25 protein-coding genes are annotated in these 24,032 nt (G+C 33.9%); 11 read left to right on the top strand and 14 right to left on the bottom strand.

Annotated elements, in window-relative coordinates:
• Positions 1-240: 240 nt before the first annotated feature.
• Positions 241-2,934 (top strand): DNA gyrase/topoisomerase IV subunit A, encoded by a 2,694-nt coding sequence (locus tag BC952_RS06835; RefSeq protein WP_121364798.1) that lies wholly within the window; start codon positions 241-243, stop codon positions 2,932-2,934.
• A gap of 46 nt (positions 2,935-2,980) precedes the next feature.
• Here BC952_RS06835 and BC952_RS06840 read toward each other — a convergent pair whose 3' ends face one another.
• From BC952_RS06840 to murQ, 5 genes are all read right to left on the bottom strand, one after another.
• A complete protein-coding gene (locus tag BC952_RS06840; protein WP_121364799.1) occupies positions 2,981-3,751 on the bottom strand; it encodes a TerC family protein in 771 nt (256 codons plus the stop codon).
• 25 nt (positions 3,752-3,776) lie between these two features.
• A complete protein-coding gene (locus tag BC952_RS06845; RefSeq protein ID WP_121364800.1) occupies positions 3,777-4,151 on the bottom strand; it encodes a DNA topoisomerase IV in 375 nt (124 codons plus the stop codon).
• A 79-nt stretch (positions 4,152-4,230) separates the two neighbouring features.
• Complete coding sequence (locus tag BC952_RS06850; RefSeq protein ID WP_121364801.1) at positions 4,231-4,803, bottom strand: pentapeptide repeat-containing protein; 573 nt, start codon at positions 4,801-4,803, stop codon at positions 4,231-4,233.
• On the bottom strand, positions 4,803-5,024 hold the full coding sequence (locus BC952_RS06855) for a DUF6095 family protein (RefSeq protein WP_121364802.1): 222 nt from the start codon (positions 5,022-5,024) through the stop codon (positions 4,803-4,805). Before BC952_RS06855 ends, BC952_RS06850 begins: the two co-directional genes overlap by 1 nt.
• Positions 5,025-5,097: 73 nt before the next feature.
• Positions 5,098-5,913 carry an N-acetylmuramic acid 6-phosphate etherase gene (gene murQ / locus BC952_RS06860; RefSeq protein WP_121364803.1) on the bottom strand — a complete coding sequence of 272 codons (816 nt, stop codon included), beginning with the start codon at positions 5,911-5,913 and terminating at the stop codon, positions 5,098-5,100.
• A gap of 213 nt (positions 5,914-6,126) precedes the next feature.
• On the opposite strand from murQ, the gene BC952_RS06865 reads away from it, so the two are divergent.
• Positions 6,127-7,269 (top strand): helix-turn-helix domain-containing protein, encoded by a 1,143-nt coding sequence (locus BC952_RS06865; RefSeq protein ID WP_121364804.1) that lies wholly within the window; start codon positions 6,127-6,129, stop codon positions 7,267-7,269.
• Between the two features lie 156 nt (positions 7,270-7,425).
• On the top strand, positions 7,426-9,816 hold the full coding sequence (locus BC952_RS06870) for a TonB-dependent receptor (protein WP_121364805.1): 2,391 nt from the start codon (positions 7,426-7,428) through the stop codon (positions 9,814-9,816).
• Between the two features lie 57 nt (positions 9,817-9,873).
• Here the strand turns inward: BC952_RS06870 and BC952_RS06875 are convergent, their stop codons facing one another.
• Both BC952_RS06875 and BC952_RS06880 read right to left on the bottom strand, forming a co-directional pair.
• Complete coding sequence (locus tag BC952_RS06875) at positions 9,874-10,542, bottom strand: ZIP family metal transporter (RefSeq protein WP_113633336.1); 669 nt, start codon at positions 10,540-10,542, stop codon at positions 9,874-9,876.
• 94 nt (positions 10,543-10,636) lie between these two features.
• On the bottom strand, positions 10,637-11,401 hold the full coding sequence (locus BC952_RS06880) for a class I SAM-dependent methyltransferase (protein ID WP_121364806.1): 765 nt from the start codon (positions 11,399-11,401) through the stop codon (positions 10,637-10,639).
• Between the two features lie 95 nt (positions 11,402-11,496).
• Here BC952_RS06880 and BC952_RS06885 point away from each other — a divergent pair, with 95 nt between their 5' ends.
• The gene (locus BC952_RS06885; protein ID WP_113633334.1) at positions 11,497-12,672 is read left to right on the top strand and encodes a THUMP domain-containing class I SAM-dependent RNA methyltransferase; all 1,176 of its coding nucleotides are present in this window, start codon (positions 11,497-11,499) and stop codon (positions 12,670-12,672) included.
• Between the two features lie 58 nt (positions 12,673-12,730).
• On the top strand, positions 12,731-12,967 hold the full coding sequence (locus BC952_RS06890; protein ID WP_121364807.1) for a hypothetical protein: 237 nt from the start codon (positions 12,731-12,733) through the stop codon (positions 12,965-12,967).
• 79 nt (positions 12,968-13,046) lie between these two features.
• Here BC952_RS06890 and BC952_RS06895 read toward each other — a convergent pair whose 3' ends face one another.
• The 3 genes from BC952_RS06895 to rlmD form a co-directional block, all read right to left on the bottom strand.
• Positions 13,047-13,880 (bottom strand): DUF6048 family protein, encoded by an 834-nt coding sequence (locus tag BC952_RS06895; protein WP_121364808.1) that lies wholly within the window; start codon positions 13,878-13,880, stop codon positions 13,047-13,049.
• Positions 13,852-14,373, bottom strand: coding sequence for a DUF6452 family protein (locus BC952_RS06900; protein WP_121364809.1), 522 nt, complete (start codon positions 14,371-14,373; stop codon positions 13,852-13,854). The genes BC952_RS06895 and BC952_RS06900 overlap by 29 nt, the downstream gene beginning before the upstream one ends.
• 80 nt (positions 14,374-14,453) lie before the next feature.
• The gene (rlmD, locus tag BC952_RS06905; RefSeq protein ID WP_121364810.1) at positions 14,454-15,869 is read right to left on the bottom strand and encodes a 23S rRNA (uracil(1939)-C(5))-methyltransferase RlmD; all 1,416 of its coding nucleotides are present in this window, start codon (positions 15,867-15,869) and stop codon (positions 14,454-14,456) included.
• A gap of 381 nt (positions 15,870-16,250) precedes the next feature.
• On the opposite strand from rlmD, the gene BC952_RS06910 reads away from it, so the two are divergent.
• On the top strand, positions 16,251-16,661 hold the full coding sequence (locus BC952_RS06910; protein WP_121364811.1) for an OsmC family peroxiredoxin: 411 nt from the start codon (positions 16,251-16,253) through the stop codon (positions 16,659-16,661).
• A 68-nt stretch (positions 16,662-16,729) separates the two neighbouring features.
• Here BC952_RS06910 and BC952_RS06915 read toward each other — a convergent pair whose 3' ends face one another.
• Both BC952_RS06915 and cysM read right to left on the bottom strand, forming a co-directional pair.
• Positions 16,730-17,422, bottom strand: a complete 693-nt coding sequence (locus tag BC952_RS06915) for an SGNH/GDSL hydrolase family protein (RefSeq protein ID WP_244200106.1) — start codon at positions 17,420-17,422, stop codon at positions 16,730-16,732.
• A 123-nt stretch (positions 17,423-17,545) separates the two neighbouring features.
• Positions 17,546-18,433, bottom strand: a complete 888-nt coding sequence (gene cysM, locus BC952_RS06920; RefSeq protein ID WP_121364812.1) for a cysteine synthase CysM — start codon at positions 18,431-18,433, stop codon at positions 17,546-17,548.
• A gap of 393 nt (positions 18,434-18,826) precedes the next feature.
• Between cysM and BC952_RS06925 the strand changes: the two genes are divergently transcribed.
• On the top strand, positions 18,827-19,525 hold the full coding sequence (locus BC952_RS06925; RefSeq protein WP_121364813.1) for a DUF1003 domain-containing protein: 699 nt from the start codon (positions 18,827-18,829) through the stop codon (positions 19,523-19,525).
• A gap of 35 nt (positions 19,526-19,560) precedes the next feature.
• Here BC952_RS06925 and BC952_RS06930 read toward each other — a convergent pair whose 3' ends face one another.
• Entirely contained in the window at positions 19,561-19,839 is a 279-nt protein-coding gene (locus BC952_RS06930) for a DUF2752 domain-containing protein (RefSeq protein WP_121364814.1), read from the bottom strand.
• Between the two features lie 101 nt (positions 19,840-19,940).
• Between BC952_RS06930 and BC952_RS06935 the strand changes: the two genes are divergently transcribed.
• Both BC952_RS06935 and BC952_RS06940 read left to right on the top strand, forming a co-directional pair.
• Positions 19,941-20,123 (top strand): hypothetical protein, encoded by a 183-nt coding sequence (locus BC952_RS06935; RefSeq protein WP_121364815.1) that lies wholly within the window; start codon positions 19,941-19,943, stop codon positions 20,121-20,123.
• A complete protein-coding gene (locus BC952_RS06940) occupies positions 20,116-20,667 on the top strand; it encodes a Smr/MutS family protein (RefSeq protein ID WP_121364816.1) in 552 nt (183 codons plus the stop codon). The genes BC952_RS06935 and BC952_RS06940 overlap by 8 nt, the downstream gene beginning before the upstream one ends.
• A 140-nt stretch (positions 20,668-20,807) precedes the next feature.
• Here the strand turns inward: BC952_RS06940 and BC952_RS06945 are convergent, their stop codons facing one another.
• Complete coding sequence (locus BC952_RS06945) at positions 20,808-21,752, bottom strand: hypothetical protein (protein WP_147405265.1); 945 nt, start codon at positions 21,750-21,752, stop codon at positions 20,808-20,810.
• Positions 21,753-21,956: 204 nt separating this feature from the next.
• Here BC952_RS06945 and BC952_RS06950 point away from each other — a divergent pair, with 204 nt between their 5' ends.
• Positions 21,957-22,874 carry an EamA family transporter gene (locus tag BC952_RS06950; RefSeq protein ID WP_121364818.1) on the top strand — a complete coding sequence of 306 codons (918 nt, stop codon included), beginning with the start codon at positions 21,957-21,959 and terminating at the stop codon, positions 22,872-22,874.
• Positions 22,875-22,893: 19 nt separating this feature from the next.
• A complete protein-coding gene (locus BC952_RS06955) occupies positions 22,894-24,018 on the top strand; it encodes a cysteine desulfurase family protein (protein WP_121364819.1) in 1,125 nt (374 codons plus the stop codon).
• Positions 24,019-24,032 lie beyond the last annotated feature (14 nt).

A 24,032-nucleotide genomic window follows, 5' to 3' on the forward strand; every position in this document is an offset into this window, starting at 1 on the left:
TAAGATGCCTACAAAAAGAACACTAATTTTTATCGCTTTACTATTTTTGATTACTTTTTCAACTATTTTTTTTATTAAAAGTAGTAATGATCATAAAGAATGTGATATAGTTATAAAGAAAGAGTTGGATACAAATGGAAATGAGACTAGAAAGGAAGAGCATGTTTGTAAAGAGAAATATTCTTTTTAGAGTTTTTAGAACAAAATTAGAATTGATTATGATTCAATAGAATATATTTAATGAAAGACGAAGAAGACGAAAACATATTACCGGAAGGTCAAGAAGACGAAAGTACAAGTGGTGCTGAAGGTTTTGAAGATATAATTTCTTCTGGAAGCCAACATTTTTACGATAATCAAGAAGACGGAAACGATACCATTACCAAAGTTACGGGAATGTATAAAGACTGGTTTCTGGATTATGCGTCGTATGTAATTCTGGAGCGTGCCGTTCCGGCGATTGAAGACGGGTTTAAACCCGTGCAACGTCGTATCATGCACTCTCTAAAAGAATTAGATGACGGCCGTTATAATAAAGTGGCTAATGTTGTTGGACACACCATGCAGTATCATCCTCACGGAGATCAGAGTATTGGTGATGCGATGGTGCAAATTGGTCAAAAAGAATTATTGATAGACTGTCAGGGAAACTGGGGGAATATACTAACAGGTGACGGTGCTGCTGCTTCCCGTTACATTGAAGCGCGTTTGTCTAAATTTGCTTTGGAAGTTATTTACAGTCCAAAAATCACTGATTGGGGCGTTTCTTATGATGGAAGACGAGCGGAACCGAATAATCTTCCAGTGAAGTTTCCGTTACTATTGGCGCAAGGAGCCGAAGGTATTGCAGTAGGTCTTTCCACGAAAGTGTTACCTCATAATTTTAATGAACTAATTGATTCTTCGATAAAAATATTAAAAGGGAAACCTTTTACACTGTATCCGGATTTCATGACACAAGGTATTGCTGATGTGTCTAATTATAATGATGGATTGCGTGGCGGACGTGTTCGGGTTCGTGCCAAAATTGGCCAGTTGGACAAAAATACGTTGGTGATTACCCAAATTCCGTTTTCGACCAATACGACGAACTTGATTGACAGCATTCTGAAAGCGAATGAGAAAGGTAAAATCAAAATCAAGAAGATTGAAGACAATACCGCGGCGGAGGTTGAGATATTAATTCACCTTTTCCCAGGTGTTTCCCCTGATAAAACCATTGATGCATTATTTGCTTTTACGGCTTGTGAAACTTCGGTGGCGCCGTTAGGTTGTGTGATTGAGGATAACAAACCACTTTTTATTGGTGTCTCTGAAATGTTGAAAATATCAACGAACAGAACCGTTGAATTACTGAAAAGTGAACTTGAAATTCAATTGAGTGAATTGGAGGAACAATGGCATTTTCTTTCTTTGGAACGTATTTTTATCGAAAATAAAATATACCGCGACATTGAAGAAATGACAACCAGAGAAACGGTAATTAAAGCCGTCGATGATGGTTTGAAGCCACACACAAAACACTTGAAACGTGCTGTTACCGAAGAAGATATTCTAAGTTTGTTAGATATCCGAATCATGCGTATTTCCAAATTTGACAGCAATAAAGCACAGGATAAAATTGAATCATTGGAAGGTGATATCGAGCAAGTAAAATATAATTTAGAACATCTGATTGATTTTGCAATTGCCTATTTTACCAAGCTGAAAGAGAAGTATGGAAAAGGGCGGGAACGCCATACAGAGCTTCGAATTTTTGATGATATCGAAGCAACGAAAGTAGTTTTAAGAAATACTAAATTATACGTAAATAAGGAAGAAGGTTTCGTAGGCACAAGTTTGAAAAAAGATGAATATGTTACGGATTGTTCTGATATTGATGATGTAATTGTTTTTCTGCGTGACGGAAAAATGATGATTACCAAAGTAGATGCTAAAACTTTCGTGGGTAAGGATATTATTCATATTGCTATTTTTGACAAAAGTGATAAAAGAACGATTTATAACATGATTTACCGTGATGGAAAATCTGGGCCTTCTTATATCAAACGATTCAATGTTTCAGGAGTTACCCGTGACAAAGCATACGATTTAACCAATGAAACTGCTGGTTCTCAAGTATTGTATTTTTCTTGTAATCCAAATGGCGAAGCAGAAGTGATTACTATTTTACTACGTCAAATTGGAACTGTCAAAAAACTGAAATTTGATATTGATTTTGCCAGTTTGGCGATAAAAGGAAGAAGTTCGAAAGGAAATTTGGTGACTAAATATCCAATCAAAAAAATAGAATTAAAAGAAAAAGGAATTTCAACTTTATTGCCAAGAAAAGTTTGGTTTGATGATACTGTTCAACGATTGAATGTGGATGGAAGAGGGGAATTATTGGGTGAATTCAGACCTAGCGATAAGATTCTAGTCATATCGCAAGCTGGAAAACTAAAAGTAATTACGCCGGAATTATCTACACATTTTGATGAAGATATGGTAGTTTTAGAGAAATGGATACCTAAAAAACCAATTTCAGCGATTTATTATGATGGAGAAAAAGAGCGGTATTACATCAAACGTTTTTTGGTGGAAACTGAAAACAAAGAAGAAAGCTTTATAACGGAACACGCTAATTCACATCTTGAAATTGTCTCAACAGATTATCGTCCAGTTGCGGAACTAGTTTTTACAAAAGTTAAAGGTGTACAGAAAGAAAATATGACGGTGGACATTGAATCTTTTATTGCTTTGAAAGGATTTAAAGCGTTAGGAAATCAATTGACAGCTGATAAGTTAAAACAAGTAAATCTATTAGAGCCTTTGGCTTATGAAGTTCCGGTTGAGGTAATTGCTGAGGATTTAGAAGTAAAAGGAGAAACGGATGCTGATGATGCTTCGATTCAATTAGATGATGATGGTCAGATTACTTTATCCTTAGAATAAAAGAAGCTCCTGAAAAGGAGCTTGTGTATTTTAAAAAAGGTTTTGATTATTTATTTTTCTTCATTTTCATATTCAGCACTTCAACTAATAATGAGAATGAAATTGCAAAATATAAATATCCTTTTGGAACTGGCGAAACATGACTTCCGAAGATTAAAGCATTTGATAAATGGGCACTTTCAGTAAGCAACATCATCCCAATAAGAATCAAAAAGGATAATCCAAGTATTTGAATTGAAGGATGTTTATTGACGAAATTCCCAACAGGAACAGCAAATTGCATCATTACTAAAACTGAGATTACGACAGCTGTAATCATAATGTACAAAGCACCTTCCACTCCGTTTGTCATACCCACCGCGGTAAGAATACTATCAAAAGAGAAAACTAAATCAATCATGATAATTTGTAACAGTACGTTCTGGAATGATTTCGTTGCTGCTTTTCCTATTTCTTTTTCTTCATGTCCTTTTTCATCAACTTTCTCCCTGATTTCATTTGTACTTTTATAAATTAAGAATAATCCACCACCGAGTAATATAAGACTCTGCCCCGTTATTCCAGCTGAAAACCAACTAAAATCAATATGAAACCAAGGTTCTTTCATTTGAATCAATAAGTTGATACCAAACAAAAGTGCAATTCTCATGAACATGGCTAGGAACATTCCTATTTTAGTAGCTCTTTTACGTTGTTCTACGGGCAATTTCCCAGTAGCAATCGATATGAATATGATATTATCGATTCCCAATACAATCTCCAGAAATGTCAATGTTAAAAGGGCAATCCAGGCGTCGGGATTTAAAAATACTTCCATTTTGTTCAGTTATAAATTATAATTCTTAATCGGCAATCTTGGTAACGGTTCCTTTTTGTTTGGCATCTGATCCAACCATTCCAAATTCAAAGGTATACGAATTTTTTGAGGTGGTCAAAATTTTCATATCAATAGCTTTTTTCTCTGCCATATTTTTAGGATGAATTTTTTGTAAAACATATTCACAATCATTTACCCATCGAATTGCAGCGGTATCTGTTTTGCCTTCGAAAGTTTCAATCTCGATAGTGTCATTGCGTTCAAAAAGAGTGGTTTTTTTCACACCGTCAACTTCATATTCAAACTTGAATTTTCCAGTTTTAAAATCTTTGCAATTACGATCCGCATCATAACACGACATTAGAAGCAGTAGTGGGAGGAGGAATATTATTTTTTTCATTAGTAAGAGGTTTATTTTTAATTTTATAAAGTAAATCAATTTTACTGATTCAATCGAAGGGTTGTAGTTAGAAATCTAATTACACAATTTTAATATCATATTTGTCCAAAAGTCCAATAATTCCTTGTGTTGAAAATTTTGCTTTTTTCATCGGATTGAATTCAGGATCAATTTTGAAATCAGTAGCTTTTGAAAAATCGGCTCCAGCTAATTGCGTATTATTGAAAATACCACCATCTAAATTACTATTATCGAAAACAGCACTTGTAAGATTAGTTCCAACAAAGCTTACTTCTCTTAATGAACAGGAATTGAATTTTGTCTTTGGCATTTTTTTATTGGCAAACGAGGAATAATCCAAAACACATTCCTGAAAACTCACATTAAACAAGAAATCATCACATTCCTCAAATTGAATTCCCAGTAATTTGCAGTTTTTAAATTGAATGCCTTTCAAACTTGTCCCGGATAATTTAGTCATAGCCAAATTGCAATCAATGAACTCGCAATCCATAAATGTGCTATACGAGAAATCACTATTTGATAAATCACAGTTTTTAAAAATGCAATCCTCAAATTCTCGGTTGTTTACTTTTTTATCGACGTAAACAATTTTTTCAAATGTTTTTTGTACATGAATTAGGTTTTCCATTAGTCGTTAAATAAGCTTTTCATAATTGTTTTTAACCCCAAGAACATCAAATACATGGCAGCAATACAAGCAACAATTCCAATTGCTAAAACTAAATAATGCCACACATTTTGTTTGTTCATAAAGGCATTATATATTAAAGTAGGCCCAATGAAAATCAATGGTAAAGCTCCTGATAAATATTTGATTCCTTTAGATAATAGTTCTTTGTTGGTTACCATTGTTTAGTTTAAAGTTTAAGGTTCGGCATTTGTCGATGTACTCAAAAACATTCGCCTGTATTCTGAAATCTGTTTATTGAGCTGTAAAATTATCAACAGCTTTTCTCACACTTCCGTGCTTTTTTAGTAAGTCTGCGGCTTGTTCGTAGGAAACAGGAATTTCTCCCATAATCATTTTCACACCGCGATCCACGAGCTTGCTATTACTTAATTGCATGTCGACCATTTTGTTGCCTTTTACTTTCCCCAGTTGAATCATTGTGGTAGTTGAGATCATGTTGAGTACCATTTTTTGTGCTGTTCCGGCTTTCATGCGGGAACTTCCCGTTATAAATTCAGGTCCTACAATTACTTCTACAGGAAATTTTGCGGTTTGCGAAAGCGGACTTCCCACATTGCAAGAAATACTTCCTGTGGTAATATTATTTTCGTTACAAGCTTGTAATCCTCCAATAACGTAAGGTGTTGTTCCTGAAGCTGCAATACCAACCACGATATCATTTTTATTTATATCGAAAGCTTTCAAGTCAATCCAGGCTTGAGTAGCGTTATCTTCGGCATTTTCTACGGCTTTGCGTATTGCGGTATCGCCACCAGCAATAATGCCAATTACTAAATCGAAAGGAACGCCAAAGGTTGGCGGACATTCCGAAGCGTCAAGAATTCCAATACGTCCTGATGTTCCTGCGCCAATGTAGAATAATCGTCCGCCCAGTTTCATTTTGGCAACGATTTCAGTCACTAAAGTTTCTATTTGCGGCAAAGCTTTTTCTACGGCGAGCGGTACGGTTTTGTCTTCTTGATTGATATTAGATAACAATTCTTCAACCGACATTGTTTCTAAATGTTCGTATTTGGAGGATTGTTCGGTGGTTTTTGTGAAGGTCATTTTTCGTATAATTGGACAAGTCCAAAATTAACCTTTTTTATCACAATCTCGAAATTTTCTATTTTTAGTTTTAGGATTTTCACTGTCTATTTTCTTTAAATTTGATATATGTTGATTTCCTTTTTTTAGTTTTTAATTTTTCATGTGGAGAAAGGGTATTGAATCTTTGTTAGATGAACTAAAATATTATATTTGTTAAATATTAAAAAATAAATGGATAGAATAATCTTATTGCAAGGGATTGCACGGATTTCGGTTTTTGTGTCTTTATTGATGGCATTTTTTTTATTGACAGTTAAAACTGAAAATAAATTGGCCAACCGTCTATTTGCCTGGTTTTTTATTTTCTCTGCTATCGATCTTAGCGGATTTTTTATTGAGGTGGGTACTCGTAATGAGTTAAATTTAGAGATTTTTAGATCTACAGCCTGTTTGTTTGGAATGCCTTTATTTTATCTTTTTGTACTAGCAGTCTGTTATTCTGATTTTAGATTAAAGTGGAAGCATGTAGTGCATTTGCTTCCTTTTTTATTGATTAATTTGGTTTTTATTCCAAGGATTTATCTTAGCACGAACATAGATAAAGATAGTTTTGCTGCAACGCTAAATCAAATGCCAGAGATATACCTGATTCAGATTTTAATTGAATTTCAATATGTATTTTATATCGTCAGCGTATTTTTGATTTTGAAAAAGTATAGAGAAATCTATTTAGAAAATTACGCTGATTCGAGTACTGCGACTTATAAATGGCTTTTTCAGATAACCTGTGTTTTTCTTATCGCACATTCTATTGTGGCATTAAAAAATGTATTGCGTTATAGCGGTTTCAGAGAGATATTTCTTTGGACAAATGTACTTGTAGGGGCTATTGCTTTACTTATAACATGCTGGTTTATCATGAAAGCGCTCAATCATCCCGAACTTTTTAGGGGAATTAATTCTAAATTACAATTGACAAAAGATATTCTGCCTGAAGTCGAAGAAAAAACAGCATCTAAAAATGTTCAAAACGATGCGATTTCCATTCAAATTTCGGCATTGAAACAATATATGGCTGAGAAAGAGCCTTTTCTTGATCCATCCCTTACCATTCAGGAGCTTGCCAATCAAATTGATATTCCGGTTCGAGAGTTATCAGTTTTAATTAATCATCATATGGATCAGCACTTTTTTGATTTTGTCAATGAACATCGTATTCAAAAAGCGATGGGTATTTTGAAAGATCAGTCTAGAAGTCAGCTTACCGTTCTGGAAATTTTATACGAAGTTGGTTTTAACTCCAAATCTTCTTTTAATACCTCTTTTAAAAAACACACTAATTTGACGCCTACAGCTTACAGAAACGCCTTATAATAAGTGGTTTGTAAAAAGTCGTACTTCATGCCTGATAAAGTCGAACTGATTTTCTGAATAGAAATTGGTTCGACTTTTTTTTGTCGGTCGAATTCTGAAAATTTCTAAGGCAACTTTGCTTCAAATTAATCGAAACAAGTTTTAAAATTAGAAATCATGAAAAAAGCAAATCTCCTTATCTTTTTATTATTGCCTTTATTTTGTTTAGCACAAGAATCATTTAAATTAAAGGGAAAAATAACAAATGAAACAATACCATTAGAATGGGCAGATGTTTCCATATCGAATTCAGAAGGAAAAATTATAGATGGTTCAACCTCTAAACAAGATGGTAGTTTTGAAATCAATCTTAAAATAGGATCTTATAAAATTGGAATCACCCTTTTAGAATTTACAGATTATGAAAAAGAGTTTACAATAGAAAATGATACTGATTTAGGAACAATCATTTTAAAAGAAAGCGCAACCAATTTAAATGAGGTAATCATTCAATCTAAAAAGAAAACAATCGAACAGAAAACGGATCGTTTGGTGTATAATCTTGAAAACAATTTTACAACAGTTGGCGGAGATGCTTTAAGCGCCATTAATAAAGCTCCCGGAGTTGTCGTTCAGAATAATACAATCAATATATTAGGGAAAGGAACTTCCCGTGTTATGATAGATGGACGAATGATTGAATTAGTAGGTGAGGAACTGAATAATTTTCTGAAATCAATTTCGGCTAGTGATATTAAAAATATTGAAATTATCAGCAATCCGCCGGCAAAATATGATGCCGAAGGAACTGGTGGATTGATTAATATTATTATGAAAAAAGGAGTTCGTGATTCCTGGAAAAACACGACTACAGTTTCTTATGATCAAAATAAATATAGTATTTATACTTTAAGAGATAACTTTTTTTACAATAAAAACAAGTTTAGATTTTCTACTAGCATTAATGCAAAAACAGGTTATTTGAATGCTACAGATGATTTAAAAATGTATTTTCCTGATGGACTTTCACATATGAAAAGTGTGACAAAGGTAAAAACTGAAAATCTTTCGAGTAAATTGGCTTTAGATTATGATCTTTCAGAACGTACTACTATTGGATTTCAATATTTAAACGATAGAAATAACCCTGATTTTAATTCGGATATTAGAATTGAGGATTACAATACTCAAAATGAATTGGATAATGTTACGCTGAACAATAGCTTCACTGATAAAGGATCAAAAAATCAAACGTATAATGCACATTTAATTACCAAACTAGATTCCTTAAAAAGGAAGTTATCTTTTGATTTGGACTATTTTAATTACAGTTCAAAATTCGATAGAAATTTTGTCGCTAATAACTTCACGTCAGAGATGACATTTGTTGATATAAATCAGTCGGGAAGAAATATTTCGAATCAGGATATTGACAATTGGAGTTTTAAGGCAGATATGGAACATCCGCTTCAAGCATTGAATTTGTCTTATGGCGCAAAAATGAGTTTTACAAATAGTGTAAGTGATGTACTTTATTTCAATACAATTACAGGAACTCCGGAATTAGATTCGAACCAATCCAACCGATTTAAATACACTGAAAATAATCAGGCGGTTTATGTAAATGCGGATAAAAAACTCAATGAAAAATGGAATTTCCAAATGGGATTAAGATTGGAGAACACTCAAACAAATGGATTTTCTGAAACTTTAAATCAGCAAACAGAAAATAATTATTTGAAAGTATTCCCAACGTTTTATGCTTCTTACAAGAAAAACGAAAACAATACTTTTAGTTTGAATTACGGAAAAAGAATCAACAGGCCACGTTTTGACTTATTGAATCCGTTCAGAATTTACATCAACAGCAATAGTTATTCCGAAGGAAATCCGTTTTTAAGGCCATCATTTAGTGATAATATTGAGTTGGCACATTCTTATAAAGAGATTTTGAGAACAAGTGTTTTTGTTAATTTAATTACAAACGGTTATGGCGTTTTATTTACCTCAAACCCGGAAACCAATACACAGATTGTAACCCGTGAGAATTATTTTAAAAACTTAAATTATGGAATAGGGGAAAGTTACTCGGCAAGTTTTGCAGATTGGTGGTCTAGTGAAAATTCATTGTACCTTTTGGGAGCAAAAACAGAATTTATTAAAGATATCAATGCCACACCATCAAACAGTTTACAAATTGATTTTTCTACAAATAATACTTTTTTATTAAGTAAAATGACAAATTTGCAAATCGATTTTACGTATACAACTCCTTTTAAGAGCGGTTTATATGAAGTAGGATATGCCTCAAGTTTTGATATTGGCTTCAAACAGGATTTGTTTAATAAAACCATGCAGATTGCCTTTTTGGCAAATGATATTTTTAATACCTCATATTTAAAAGATTTTACTTCAGTTATAAACGGTGTAAAACAGGTATATGACCAGAAAGAAAGTAATCGATTTGTACGTTTATCTGTGATTTATAATTTTGGAAACAAAAAAATCAATGTACAACAGCGTGATTTTGGAAATAAGGAGGAGAATAAAAGAACGGTAGGTAATTAGAAAATTAAAAGCTAAGAAACAGAAATCTCTTTATTTCTGTTTCTTAGCTTTATAAAATTATATAAAATATGCCAACGCAATTCCTATCACAATCATCGAAACTTTGGCAATATTGAACTTGTGTCCTTCGCTGCTTTCGAAAATAATGGTGGATGAAATATGAAATAATATTCCTATTACAATGGCGGTGATTTCAGTATAATACACGTTTAATACTGGCAAATAATCAGATAAAATGGTACCAAGCGGTGTCATGACTGCAAAGGTTATCATGAAAATAAAAATGGCTTTTTTGTTCAGACCGGCATTAATAAAAAAGGTGGTCAGGATTATGGCTATTGGTAAATGATGTATAGCAATTCCGATTGCTAAATCATGGTGATGACTCACTGGAAATCCTTCCAAGAATGCATGAATACATAAACTGATGAATAGCAACCACGGTATTTGGGTCATTGTAGGATGCCCGTGAACATGCCCATGTTCAGCACCTTTAGAGAAAAATTCCAATATGATTTGGAATAATATCCCCAGCATGATAAAGAGTCCAATGTTTGGGTTTGCACTTTCGTAAATTTCCGGTAATAAATGCATAACCGTTAAGGAAAGTAAAAAAGAACCACTAAAAGCTAGTAGCAATTTGAGATTCGTTTTGTTTTTTGGTTTTAAAACCAATGCGATACTATATCCTATAATTACGGAAAGTAAAGGTAAAAGGTAATTCATGTTATTTGCTTAACCGTTTATTTGTATGTTCGTTTAACCGTAAATCTGCTTCACGGTTTATTTTTTTTTTTCGATTAGCCGACTAACCCAACAATTATTTAAAAATCATGATTAGACGTTCGCTTTCCGTTTTGTGGAATTTTTTTAATTTGTAGTCGCCAAAAATATCCAACAGATAAATTCCTGCTTCTTCCATTAATTCCTCAAAATCTTTAAGCGTTAAGGCTTTTACTTTTTCGGTAAAATGAAATTTTTGACCTTTGTCTTCAAAATCAATTTCTTTGTAAATATGACCTTCTTTTAAATAACGTTTGATATGAAAATCGATTCCATCAACTGTTTTTGTTTCTTCGGGAACTAATGTTTCGAGAACTTGGGCAACATTCATAAAGTCAATTACGGCAAAACCATATTCCGAAAGGCTGTCTTTGATGGCTTTTAATGTTGTTAGATTGTCTTCGTCATTTTCGAAATAGCCAAAGCTGGTAAACAGATTGAAAATGGCATCGAATTTTTCTTCAAAAGGTTCACGCATATCGTGTACTTTGAAATGAAGGGTTTCATTCGTATTTTTAGTAGCTTCGGCAATACTGTTCTCCGATAAATCAGCACCAAGAACATCAAAACCCAATTGGTTCAAATAAATAGAATGGCGACCTTTTCCACAGGCTAAATCCAATACTGTTGCCTTTTCAGGAAGGTTCAGATAATGGGTAAGATTGTCCATGAAAACCTGGGCTTCTCTATAGTTTCGGTCCTTGTAAAGGATGTGATAATAAGGAGTGTCAAACCACGAACTGTACCAGTTCACAGGTGTTTGTGGTTGATTTTCGGTAGAGGATTTGCTAGATTCGGACATTTATTATTTTTCAATTAATTCGATTGATGCAAATTTAGTGTATTTTTGCCGAATATAACGATAACAATTCCCGCTTTAGTGGGCAAAAGGGGCAAATGGAAAATAATTATAAAATGGTTGCCAAAACCTTTTTTGGTTTTGAAGAAATATTAGCAAAAGAGTTGCAAAACCTAGGCGCACAAGATGTGGAGCAAGGGGTAAGAATGGTAAGTTTTAAAGGAGATAAAGGCTTTATGTACAAAGCGAATTTGTCTTTGCGTACCGCTTTAAAAATCCTGAAACCTATTTATTTTTTCAAGGCCAATAACGAACAGGCTTTATACAAAGGAATTTCGAGCATGAACTGGTCTAAATTACTAAATGCCAATCAGACATTTGTGATTGATACAACGGTGCATTCGGAATATTTTAATCACTCAGAATTTGTTTCCCAAAAGTGTAAAGATGCGATTGTGGATCAGTTCAGAGAAAGAACTGGGCAACGACCAAGCATTGATAAAATACATCCTGATTTAAGAATCAACATCCATATCGATAAAGACCAGGTTTCAGTGGCACTGGATACTTCAGGAAATGCATTGAATCAACGTGGATACAGGACTGCAACCAATATTGCTCCTATAAACGAGGTTTTGGCAGCAGGAATTTTATTGCTTTCTGGTTGGGACGGTCAAACGGATTTCTTGGATCCAATGTGTGGTTCGGGAACATTCTTAGCCGAAGCAGCCATGATTGCTTGTAATATTCCGGCAAACATCAATCGTAAGGAATTTGCTTTCGAAAAATGGAACGATTGGGACAATGATTTGTTTGATAATATCTCGGACAGTTTATTGAAACGCGTTCGTGAGTTTCATTACACGATAAAAGGCTATGATAAAGCACCAAGTGCCGTTCAAAAAGCCAAAGACAATATCAAAAATGCTAATCTTGACGAGTATATTTCTATTGAAGAACAGAACTTTTTTGATACTGAAAAAACTTCAGAAGGAAAACTGCATATCGTTTTCAATCCGCCGTATGATGAGCGTTTGGACATTCACATGGAAGAATTCTACAAAAATATTGGTGATACTTTGAAGAAAAATTATCCTGGAACGAATGCTTGGATGATTACAGCGAACTTGGAAGCACTGAAATATGTTGGACTAAAACCTTCGAGAAAAATCAAACTTTTTAATGCTGGTTTAGAAGCTCGTTTAGTAAAATATGAAATGTACGAAGGAAGTAAAAGAACAAAGTTTCAAGTTACAACTGATAGTGCTGAATAAACAATATTCAATTTTTTACTTTCGACCTTTGACTTTAAAACTTTAAGATTTAAAAAAAATGACCAAATTACAAATACGAGCATTCCTTTATCAACTGGGATGTTTTGCAATATTATTTATTTCTGCCAGGTATTTAGTGGAACATTACACTAATTTAACCGGATTTTGTATTCCGTTAACCGCATTTGTTATAGGAACACTTTTGTCGCCAAAATTCCATGCGATAAAAACTAAAGACGGGGAGAAATTATTCATGAAATGGATTTTCATGAAAGGAATTAAGGAAATAGGGTAGTTTTTTACTCTAACAGAAAAAAATATTGTAAAGAGAACTGTTGTTTTCCTTGCGATATTTTTTTATTCCTAATTCTAAATTACTTTTTCTCAACTTTTTTTGGAACAGCAATAGGCTTTACTTTTTTCTTATAAATAGGAACAAAATAAGTAATGGTGTAGTTAAATCCAACACCAAAATCGCCATCGTAAGTTCTGTTGAATCCGGGAATATATAAGTTAGAGAAATTCTCCGGTTCTTTGTTGGTTATCAATCGGTTCAATCGAAGACTGAAACCTACAAACACATTATCAAATACTTTGGCTTTTACTCCAGCCACAACTTCAATCCAACTCGCGGATAATCCATCAAACTTTTTACCGGAAGGAATTACAGGAAGTTCTCCAAAATAAGGATTCGCATTGTAGATCCGATAACTGTTTAATTGTTGATTAAAAGTACTGAAACCGTAACGCATTCCTATAGAAATAATGTTTTCCATATCCAGCCAGTTTTCGTAGGCATTATAATCAAAACCCGCTTTTATGTACGATCCTTTGGTGGTGAAATTGACACGGTCATCATCTGTTGTTTTATTTTCATTCCCAAGTTCGGCAGCCAAAAAATATTTTTTAGTCAATCGATAATCTCCCACCAACTCAATTCCCTTGTAATCTTTGTCATAAAGAGCGCGTGTCAGTTTATATAAATCAACACCCACACGTACACCATAACGATCGGTCTTTACTGGAATCGAATCGTTCTTTATAATTTCAGGACTAATTTTGACTAAAGGCAATGGTGCTTCAGGAATAATCTGTTCTGTTTTGGCAGTTTTTGGATCACTTTTGACAGGAGTAGTTTCCTGAGCCTGTACCAAAGTCAACGACAATACGAGACAAATACTAAAAAAAGATCTTAATGTGTGTTTCATTTTCGTTTTCGATGTTACTTTTTTCAACCGATATAAATTTTATCCATTTTTGATTTGCAGTTGTCGCATCAGTATGTGTATATGGATTTGTTGGATCTAATGTAAAAATTGATTTATAGCCACAGGCTCTGGAAACAAAAAGTTCCTGTGTGGTATAATCAAATTTTATGATGTCTTCGTCAATCAATACAGGATTAGGATTTCCTGAATTTAATGTAAAACTATAGGTCGTACTTGTTCCAACAGTTTTTAACGGAATAGAAATAGTATTTCCATTGGTAGTTTGACTGCCGTTAAAAAGGATTCCATCGGTCATTCCTTCGCCAACAACTTTCAGATTAGATACGTTTTTTAAAACAGAAGGATTCAAAAAATCATAAAATTCTATTACTAATCGTGGCGTTGTGGGAGTATTTGCATCGCAAATGTCATCTTTCTCGCAACTGGAGAGAGTGAAAGCAAAAAGCAACAATAATAAAAATGTTTTTTTCATATAATAATATTCAGTGTTCAGTGTTCAGTTTTAGTATTCAGTAAAATTCGCACTGAATACTAAAAACTGCAAACTGACTACTATTTCCTTCTTTCCAAAAGTACAACATTTTCCACGTGATGCGTTTGCGGGAACATATCCACTGGACGCACACGAGTCACCTTGTATTTCTCATCCATTAAAGCCAAATCACGCGCCTGTGTAGCCGAGTTGCAACTTACATAAACCACTTTTTCAGGAGCAATTTTCATAATTTGTTCGATTACATCTTTGTGCATTCCGTCTCTTGGCGGATCCGTGATAATTACATCAGGATGGCCGTGTTGAGCGATGAAATCATCATTGAACACCACCTTCATATCTCCTACAAAGAACTCACAATTGGTAATTTCATTGCGCACCGCATTTGCTTTGGCGTCTTTAATCGCATCAGGAACACTTTCTACACCAATTACTTTTTTTGCTTTTTTCGAAACAAACTGAGCAATTGTTCCAGTTCCGGTGTATAAATCATAAACGATTTCATTTCCGGTAAGACCTGCAAAATCGCGCGTTATTTTATACAATTCATAAGCTTGATCCGAATTGGTTTGATAAAAAGATTTTGCATTAATGCTAAATTTCAAACCTTCCATTTCTTCCAAAATGTAATCACGACCTTTGTATAATTTAATATCAGTATCGTATAAAGTATCGTTCGCTTTATTGTTTACTACGTATTGTAGCGAAGTAATTTGCGGAAATTTCTCGTAAAGATGATTTAGAATCAATTCTCTGTTGGCTTTGTCATTTTCGAAAAACTGAATCAAAACCATGATTTCACCAGTCGAAGCTGTACGCAACATCAAAGTTCTCAATAAACCTTCATGCGCTCTTGGATTAAAGAAAGTCAGTCCATTTGCATTAGCAAAATCTCTCACTTCGTTTCTGATAGCATTCGATGGATCTTCCTGCAAATGACATTTATTGATGTCCAGGATTTTGTCCCACATTTTTGGAATGTGGAAACCAAGTGCGTTTCTATTTCCTAAATCTTCGGTACTGTCAATTTCTTTTTCGATTAACCAACGGCTGTTCGAAAACGAAAATTCCATTTTGTTTCTGTAAAAAAACTGTTTTTCGGAACCTAGAATCGGTTCAAATTCCGGAAGTTCTATTTTTCCTATGCGTTGCAAATGATTTTTCACTTCATTTTGCTTGTAATACAACTGCTGGCTGTATTTCATATTCTGCCATTTACAACCTCCGCAAACACCAAAATGCTCGCAAATAGGTTCTACACGATGCTCTGAATATTCATGAAAATGAACTGCTTTTCCTTCGTAATACGCTTTGCGCTTCTTGAAAGTCTGCACATCAACCACATCACCCGGAACCACATTCGGGATAAAAACTACTTTTCCATCGGGAGCCTTTGCTACCGAAACGCCTTTTGCACCAGCATCAAGGACTTTTATTTGATGAAAGACAACTTTGTCTGTATTTTTCTTAGCCATAGCGCAAAAATAAGTGTTTGAATGGTTTTATAAATTCAAATTGTGAAATATTTTCATTTTTAGGTGTTTTTTATTTGGTCCGACTCCCGATTTTCGCGGCAAATCCTCGCTACGCAAGCAGTAACACTACGCCCGTAAAGCACTTTCTTTTTTAATAAGCACAACCAATTAAATAAGAAAAGTAACATAAATATTGTTTTTAAACTTAACTTAAAATTCTTAGAATCAGATTTTTTTCGAACACGTAATATAATGTCAGTTGAGAGTGATGATGAGAGTTTCAGTAGCAAAACGAACTTTAAATTTTAGTTAAATTATCATTTGTTTGAAAGTATTTTTTGATAAAAGAACTAAATTTGAGAAAACAGAAAACTGAAAAATATGAAAAGAAATGCAACCGCAGTCTGGAATGGTTCACTGAAAGAAGGAGCCGGAAAACTTACCACACAAACTACCACATTAAAAGATACGCAATATTCGTTCAAATCCCGTTTTGAAGAAGGAGTTGGAACCAATCCTGAAGAATTGATCGCAGCCGCTCACGCAGGCTGTTTTACGATGCAACTTTCTGCTTACATTAGCGAAGAAGGTTTTGAAATTGAAAGTATCGAAACGAAATGTGATATTGATTTTGTGGATGGAACAATTGTAACATCACACTTAACTGTTCAAGCAAAAGTGAAAGAAATAACAGAGGATGCTTTTCAGCAATTGGTAACCAAAGCAGAGAAAAATTGTCCGGTTTCTAAAGTGTTGAATGCAGCAATTTCAAGTACAGCAACTTTAGCATAAACACGAATTTATAAAACAAAAAGGCTCGATTTAGTTTAAATCGAGCCTTTTTGTTTATGTATAGTAGATTATTTATTTGCTAAAACTTCCGAGATTGCTTTTTCAGCTAACGGAGCCATTACCTGATATCCTAATTTGTTGGGATGTACTCCGTCTTCGGAATAAGTAGTTTTCAATCCGTTACGATCATCTTTCATAGCCGAGAAGTAATCAAGATAAAGAATGTCATTGGCGTCAGCATAATTTTTTATCATTTTATTTAAAGCTACTACTTTTTCAGCCGGATTTTGATTGGGTTTCCAAGAGAAATCATAGGCTGGCAATACTGAACATAAAATGACTTTAATGTGGTTTGCTTTTGCCAACTCAGCCATCGAGAAGATATTATTAGAAATCATGTCTAATGTTGCAGGACCGGTATTGCCGGCAATGTCATTTATTCCTGCCAAAATAACCACAACGACTGGTTTTAATGCAATAACATCCGCTCTAAAACGGATGAGCATCTGAGGAGTTGTTTGACCGCTGATACCTCGATTAACGTATGGTTTTCCGGCAAAATATTCTGAATCTGTTACACTCCAAAATTCAGTAATGGAATCGCCCATAAATACAATTCTTTTTTGTCCCGGAGCTATCGGTTTTAGATTTGCATTTTCTTTTTGATATTTATTTAAATTCGGCCAATCTTGCGCCTGTACTTTTCCTCCCATAACAATTGATAAAAATAGTATACTGTAAATTAATTTGATATTTTTCATTTGGAACCTGATTTTAAATTTTGAAAACAGAAAAAATGGGATGCCGAAATAAAATGAAACAACCTTCCATTCCTATCCGAAAGATACAGAAAAGTAAGGTTGTTTTTATAAGATAAAAGTAATTTAATCAAACAAATCCGAAGACAAATACCGATCACCTCGGTCGCAAATGATAGCGACAATAACTCCTGATTCTAATTTCTCAGCTATTTTTATTGCAGCTGCTACTGAGCCACCACTGCTCATTCCCGCAAAAACGCCTTCTTCCAGCGCTAAACGTTTGGTCATCGCTCGTGCTTCTTCTTCGGAAACTTCAATGATTGTATCTACTTTCTTGGCATCAAAAATTTTAGGTAAATATTCCTGAGGCCATTTTCTGATTCCCGGAATTTGGGAACCGTCGCTGGGTTGCGCACCAACAATTTGAATTGCTGGATTCATTTCTTTTAAATAGGTAGAAGTTCCAATAATTGTCCCCGTTGTTCCCATCGCTGAGACAAAATGGGTTACAGTTCCTTCGGTGTCATTCCATATTTCGGGTCCAGTGGTATTGTAGTGTGCTTTCCAGTTGTCGTCGTTTGCAAACTGATTGAGCATAATATATCCGCCTTCGGCTACTTTTTTATCGGCATAATCTCTGGAACCAATTATTCCTGTAGCAGCGGGTGTCAAAATTACGGTTGCGCCATAAGCACGCATGGTTTGCGTGCGTTCGATAGTGGAATCTTCTGGTAAAATCAATTCGATTTCGATATTGAATAATTGGGCAATCATCGCCAGAGCAATTCCGGTGTTGCCACTTGTTGCCTCAATAAGTTTATCGCCTTTCTTGATGTCACCTCTGTCCAGCGCGGATTTAATCATATTGTACGCTGCACGATCTTTTACGCTTCCTCCGGGATTATTTCCTTCCAGCTTTAGTAAAAGTTTTACGTTTTTATTTTGTATCAAATGAGTGGATTCAACTAAAGGTGTATTTCCTATTAAGTCTAATATTTTGTATGATTTCATGCTGTCGATTTCTATTGTTTGAATTGTAATTACCCAATTTTGGATTTAATTACAATAAGATTTTTTTTGAAAACTGTTTATACTAAGTGAATTTTAAAAACAGCAACAACAGCAATAGAAGGGAATGTTTTCGAAGTTTAGTGACATTTTCATGGGTTTTAAAACGAATCGCAAAGATATTGAACTAATTCGAATTATTTCTTTCTTATGTACAAAGCTATCTTGGTTATTGCGACACTTTTGTTAAATTTATAGTGTTTAAATGCTACAGAATTTATTGTTTTAAATTTTTGTGATGAAAGAGCGGTTTCATTTTTTTTATTTTCAATCTACAGAAATCGATTAGTAGTTTTGATGAAAGTGTTTTTTAAATTAGCCACTAAATAACAATCCATGAAAAGTAATGCAACTTTTATAAGTGATATTTCCAAAAAGGAATTCCCAATTGCGGATAAAGTATCTGCTAAAACCATTCGAAATCCAATATTGGCGCTTATCCAAAATGATTATCCTGATTTTGATGCCGATAAATTCTTGTCGATTAGTGAACTCAATATGTATCGCGAGAAATACATTTCGAATTATTTATTAGTTGAAATAGGGGAGTTGACTAATCTGGAAACCAGAGTTATTGGTTCGCTAAACGAGGATAAATCCTTAGTGAGTACTGTGGAAGACGAAGCCGGTATTCGCACCTTTGGGCAAGTAGTGGCGGATAAAGTAGCTGCTTTTGGCGGAAGCTGGAAATTTATCATTTTTTTCGGGGTGTTTATTCTGTTGTGGATTTTGGCTAATATCTATATTCTTTTGAATGAAGGATTTGATCCGTATCCGTTTATTTTGTTGAATTTAATTTTGTCTTGCCTAGCCGCACTTCAAGCGCCGGTAATTATGATGAGCCAAAATCGTCAAGAAGAAAAAGACCGCGAGAGAGCTAAAAAAGACTATATGATCAATCTGAAATCCGAACTTGAAATTAGAATGCTTCATGAAAAACTGGATCATTTGATAATGCATCAACAAGAAGAATTAATACAAATTCAGAAAGTTCAAATCGAAATGATGAATGATATTTTGACACGCATCAAATAATTTTTTGGTTCTAAAAAGTTAAAAAAAGGAACCCGTTAATAGTGTTTGTAATAATAACCCGCAATCATAAAAACACCATTTAAGATTGCGGAACCAATGATGATTTTTTTATAATTCCTGTTTTTATCAATAAAATTTAAACCCAAAATTCCCAGAAATAAAAGGGTGGTAAAAATCGCCGGATACATCTTAAAAGCACCTTCGAAATCACCTTGCAAAAGCAATAAAAATCCCCTCTGAAAACCACAGCCCAAACACTCCATTCCGAAGAGTGTTTTACTTAAACACGGCAGCATATATTTTTCTAAATCCAATGGTTTTTCTTTTTACAATTGTACGAAAAAATAAGAAAGGTTTGTCATAATAATTGATGCAATTTTAAATTCATTACTTTTGGAATCTGATATTTTAAAAGATGAAAAAATTTATAATTCCCATAATGATTATCGCTATCATTGTTGCTTTGTATGAGCAGGTGAGTGCCGAAAAAAATGTGTATATTATGGTCGTTGCAATTGTAATATTTATGATTGGAATGATGCAATTGAGTGCCAAAACACCGAGTAAAAATCAAGATAAAGAAGACGAAAATGTTTAACAAAGGAGATAAGGTTTCAGTGCTGGATGAAGCCATAAATGGAGTTGTGCTTTCAGTAAAAGAACAGCAAGTAACTATAGAAACTGAGGATAGATTCATGATGACATTTTTTGTCAAAGAGTTGATTAAAGTAAACGATTCCAGTAACTTACTTGATTCTATCAGAAGAATAAATGTAAGTGAGGTTTCTAAGGAAAAGGAGATTCCAAAAGCACGAAGTTTTGTGAAAGAAAAGAAATCAAAGCACGAAATTCCAGCTCCGGAGTTTGATTTACACATTGAAAAACTGGTGCCAAATAAACGCGGAATGTCAAATTATGATATTCTGACATTGCAGACAGAAACGGCAAAAAGACACATAGAATTTGCCATTCGCAATAGGATTCCGAAGATAGTTTTTATTCACGGAGTTGGCGAAGGAGTGCTGAAAGCGGAGTTGGATTTCTTATTGGGACGATACGATGACATCGCTTTTCAAGAAGGCAATTATCAAAAATATGGACAAGGCGCAACAGAAGTTTTCATTAAGCAAAGTGCTATGTAAGTTTTTATTTTACGTTTTTAAAATAAAAAAAGAGACCCAATTTTAAATGAATTTTACAATTAAAATTTATTTAAAATTGGGTCTCTTTTTGGACAAAAACCCAAACGTTTAACCGGTCGATTTTCATGCCTTTTCAGGTCTTAATTTGTGGTCAATAATTCGCCGTAAATGTAATTATCACCCAAAATAAAATCGCTGTTTCCTTTCTTCATTTTAACTTTTTTGAGTACAACAGTATGCTTAAAACCGTTTCCAAAAACAGTAGTAGTAACTTCAACTATACCACTTGCATTTGCGACTCCAGCTACTGCAATCCATTCTTCAGTCACTACAGGAGTTGCCGGAAAAGTGGTGTTGCAAAAATAGGCATCGGTTACTAAACCGGAGAATAATCGGTAGGTAAGTTTGTTTTTTGTATCGCTGATCAATCCGGTTCTTGGGGCATTTAGCGGTGTTGCTTCATTAACAATTAATGTAGGATCAACATCAAGAATCAGCGCTTCGCTGCTATTGTAATCATATAATTGCTTAGAAGAAGGACATTGTTCGAGAGTTTTATTGAATGCAAAAGGTAAAGGCGTAGCACTAATTATATAGTCTCCAAAAGTGAATGTTTCGTAAACTTGTGTTCCAGTTCCTTTGTCAAAAGTGATGTTTTTAAAAGTGATATTGTGATTATAACCTGTAATTTTTGTACTGTTATCCGTTTCATTTATGGTTTTAACAGCGGTAGTGTTTATTACTATTTTTCCACCTGTAGCAGTCCATTGTCCTGTGACAATAGGAGTTGCCGGCGGTATTGATTCGCAAATTGTTGATGCAGTGACGGTAGCATTATAAAAGCGATAAATCACGCGATTGGCACTGCTGATGTTTAATTCTTGTGAAGTAGTTTCGGTAGGGAACGTAACTCCGGTTGCCTCAAAAATAAGCGCTTCACTGTCTTTCAGTTTATAAATGATGTTGTTTGTGGTACATTTTTGCGTGTTAACATCTTCAAAATTGATGTTTTCTTGAATTAAATCGCCATCATCACACCCATTTAAGAACATGGAAAAAACCAACAAGCTAAGGACTCTTTTCATTTTTATAGTATTTGTAACAAAAATAGAATTTTTAATTTGTTCCAAATACATTCCCGTTTAAAAATAGATGATTTAACAGGATATTAGGTTTTATTTCCGAATAATTTACCGTAAAAAACAAAAATATGGCTGACAGTATTGTCAGGATTGCTGTCATTTAAAGACAATAGAATTGATTATCTTTGCATCAATTTAATATTGGTCATGAGGCTTAACAAATATTATTCGGCTGCTTTTTTAGCTTTTTTTGTGTGGGGTTTTTTTAGTTTTGCTTTAAAACCGTTGCATAATTATCCTTCTTTGGATATTTTGTTTTATCGGGTATTTTTTAGTGTGATTACGATGGTATTAATCAATGTTGTCTTTCGTAGAAAGGTAATGCGGCAAAATTGGAATCATTTCAAAAATATCTCTTCAAAACAACAAAAAAATGTTGTGTTATTGACACTTGGCGGTGGCGTATTTCTTTCTTCAAACTGGTTTGTTTACATTTATGTGATGAATCATGTCAGTGTTAATGCAGCATCTTTGGCTTATCTGATTTGTCCAATAGTAACAACAGTATTTGCCTTTTTTATGTTGAAAGAAACATTAAGTAAATGGCAGTGGGTTGCTGTTTTAATCAGTTTTTTTAGTTGTATTTTATTGTCTTTCAATCATTTTCAGGATATTTTTTATAGCCTTATTACCGCTGCTACTTACGCACTCTATTTAGTGAGTCAACGAAAAAATAACGATTTAGATAAATTTCTGGGCTTGACGATTCAATTGATTTTTACGGCACTTGTTCTCTTGCCTTTCTATCCAAAATACAGCGGTGCAATCCCTACTGAACCTCTATTTTACACTTGTATGTTCATGATTGTGGTGTTTTTTACTATTATTCCACTGTTTTTAAATCTCTATGCGCTCAAAGGAATTAACTCTTCCGCGGTGGGAATTATGATTTATATTAACCCGATTATTAATTTTTTACTGGCCATATTTTATTACAATGAGCAAGTAAGTTTCCTTCAATTGTTTTCTTATTTTCTAATTTTGGTTTCGATAGTTGTCTTCAATGAAAGAATTCTCTTCTCCAAAAAAACGAAAGAGATGCCAACAGAAATCAAAGGGCTTTAATAATTTTATATTTTAAAAAATGAAAAGAGTATATCTAGATAACGCCTCAACCACAGCTCTTCGTCCAGAAGTGATTCAGGAAATGACTAAAGTTTTAACGGAAGAGTACGGAAATCCATCGTCAACACATAGTTTAGGACGTTCTGCAAAAAATATTTTGGAGCTTTCCAGAAAATCAATTGCTAAAAATTTGAATGCTACTGCACAGGAAATTATTTTCACGTCTTGCGGTACCGAAGCTAATAATTGGATTCTTCGTTCTGCGGTTAAGGATTTGAAAGTAAAACGAATTATTACTAGTAAAATAGAGCATCATGCCGTTTTACACACCGCTTTAGCATTAGAAAAAGAGTATGGTATTCAAGTAGATTATGTGTCAATTAAACCAAATGGTGAAATTGACATAACTGATTTAGTGGAATTACTGTCACAGGAAAAGAAAACATTAGTCAGCTTGATGCACGTAAATAATGAAACTGGAACCGTTTTAGATTTAGAGCGAATAGGACGTATTTGTCAAGAACATAATGTTTTATTTCATTCGGATACGGTGCAGTCTATTGGGAAAGCAACGATCGATTTGCAAGCTATTCCTGTTGATTTCATTGTGGCCAGCGCGCATAAATTTCACGGACCTAAAGGAGTTGGTTTTGCTTTCATTCGAAAAAATTCGGGTTTGCAATCGCTATTTTTTGGCGGAGAACAGGAAAAAGGATTGCGTGCGGGAACTGAGGCTTTGCACCAAATTGCCGGAATGGCAAAAGCTTTAGAATTTTCATACAACAATTTAGAAACAGATAGAGAACATATTACTGAGTTGCGAAACTATCTTATTACTCAACTTGAAATCGAATTTCCAGCTTTTGAAATAAATGGAACTGCTGATGGATTTTATACGGTTTTGAATGTTTTAATGCCTTTTTCAGCGGATAAAACAGCAATGATTTTATTTCATTTAGACATGAAAGGAATTGCAGTTTCCCGCGGAAGTGCCTGTCAATCTGGAAGTATAAAACCTTCGCATGTTTTAGCCGAAATGCTTTCGAATGAAGATTTGAAAAAACCAAGTTTGCGAATTTCGTTTAGTCATTTCAATACAAAAGAAGATATTGATATGCTTATTGAAGCATTGAAAACGATATAAAAAAATCTGCTTTT

The organism is Flavobacterium limicola (genome assembly GCF_003634755.1).
In the GTDB taxonomy this organism is placed as follows: domain Bacteria; phylum Bacteroidota; class Bacteroidia; order Flavobacteriales; family Flavobacteriaceae; genus Flavobacterium; species Flavobacterium limicola.

Excerpts from the sequence above, each read along its gene's own strand:
- BC952_RS06835 (WP_121364798.1), top strand. The coding sequence starts at position 241 with ATGAAAGACGAAGAAGACGAAAACATATTACCGGAAGGTCAAGAAGAC.
- BC952_RS06840 (WP_121364799.1), bottom strand. The coding sequence starts at position 3,751 with ATGGAAGTATTTTTAAATCCCGACGCCTGGATTGCCCTTTTAACATTG.
- BC952_RS06845 (WP_121364800.1), bottom strand. The coding sequence starts at position 4,151 with ATGAAAAAAATAATATTCCTCCTCCCACTACTGCTTCTAATGTCGTGT.
- BC952_RS06850 (WP_121364801.1), bottom strand. The coding sequence starts at position 4,803 with ATGGAAAACCTAATTCATGTACAAAAAACATTTGAAAAAATTGTTTAC.
- BC952_RS06855 (WP_121364802.1), bottom strand. The coding sequence starts at position 5,024 with ATGGTAACCAACAAAGAACTATTATCTAAAGGAATCAAATATTTATCA.
- murQ (WP_121364803.1), bottom strand. The coding sequence starts at position 5,913 with ATGACCTTCACAAAAACCACCGAACAATCCTCCAAATACGAACATTTA.
- BC952_RS06865 (WP_121364804.1), top strand. The coding sequence starts at position 6,127 with ATGGATAGAATAATCTTATTGCAAGGGATTGCACGGATTTCGGTTTTT.
- BC952_RS06870 (WP_121364805.1), top strand. The coding sequence starts at position 7,426 with ATGAAAAAAGCAAATCTCCTTATCTTTTTATTATTGCCTTTATTTTGT.
- BC952_RS06875 (WP_113633336.1), bottom strand. The coding sequence starts at position 10,542 with ATGAATTACCTTTTACCTTTACTTTCCGTAATTATAGGATATAGTATC.
- BC952_RS06880 (WP_121364806.1), bottom strand. The coding sequence starts at position 11,401 with ATGTCCGAATCTAGCAAATCCTCTACCGAAAATCAACCACAAACACCT.
- BC952_RS06885 (WP_113633334.1), top strand. The coding sequence starts at position 11,497 with ATGGAAAATAATTATAAAATGGTTGCCAAAACCTTTTTTGGTTTTGAA.
- BC952_RS06890 (WP_121364807.1), top strand. The coding sequence starts at position 12,731 with ATGACCAAATTACAAATACGAGCATTCCTTTATCAACTGGGATGTTTT.
- BC952_RS06895 (WP_121364808.1), bottom strand. The coding sequence starts at position 13,880 with ATGAAACACACATTAAGATCTTTTTTTAGTATTTGTCTCGTATTGTCG.
- BC952_RS06900 (WP_121364809.1), bottom strand. The coding sequence starts at position 14,373 with ATGAAAAAAACATTTTTATTATTGTTGCTTTTTGCTTTCACTCTCTCC.
- rlmD (WP_121364810.1), bottom strand. The coding sequence starts at position 15,869 with ATGGCTAAGAAAAATACAGACAAAGTTGTCTTTCATCAAATAAAAGTC.
- BC952_RS06910 (WP_121364811.1), top strand. The coding sequence starts at position 16,251 with ATGAAAAGAAATGCAACCGCAGTCTGGAATGGTTCACTGAAAGAAGGA.
- BC952_RS06915 (WP_244200106.1), bottom strand. The coding sequence starts at position 17,422 with ATGAAAAATATCAAATTAATTTACAGTATACTATTTTTATCAATTGTT.
- cysM (WP_121364812.1), bottom strand. The coding sequence starts at position 18,433 with ATGAAATCATACAAAATATTAGACTTAATAGGAAATACACCTTTAGTT.
- BC952_RS06925 (WP_121364813.1), top strand. The coding sequence starts at position 18,827 with ATGAAAAGTAATGCAACTTTTATAAGTGATATTTCCAAAAAGGAATTC.
- BC952_RS06935 (WP_121364815.1), top strand. The coding sequence starts at position 19,941 with ATGAAAAAATTTATAATTCCCATAATGATTATCGCTATCATTGTTGCT.
- BC952_RS06940 (WP_121364816.1), top strand. The coding sequence starts at position 20,116 with ATGTTTAACAAAGGAGATAAGGTTTCAGTGCTGGATGAAGCCATAAAT.
- BC952_RS06945 (WP_147405265.1), bottom strand. The coding sequence starts at position 21,752 with ATGAAAAGAGTCCTTAGCTTGTTGGTTTTTTCCATGTTCTTAAATGGG.
- BC952_RS06950 (WP_121364818.1), top strand. The coding sequence starts at position 21,957 with ATGAGGCTTAACAAATATTATTCGGCTGCTTTTTTAGCTTTTTTTGTG.
- BC952_RS06955 (WP_121364819.1), top strand. The coding sequence starts at position 22,894 with ATGAAAAGAGTATATCTAGATAACGCCTCAACCACAGCTCTTCGTCCA.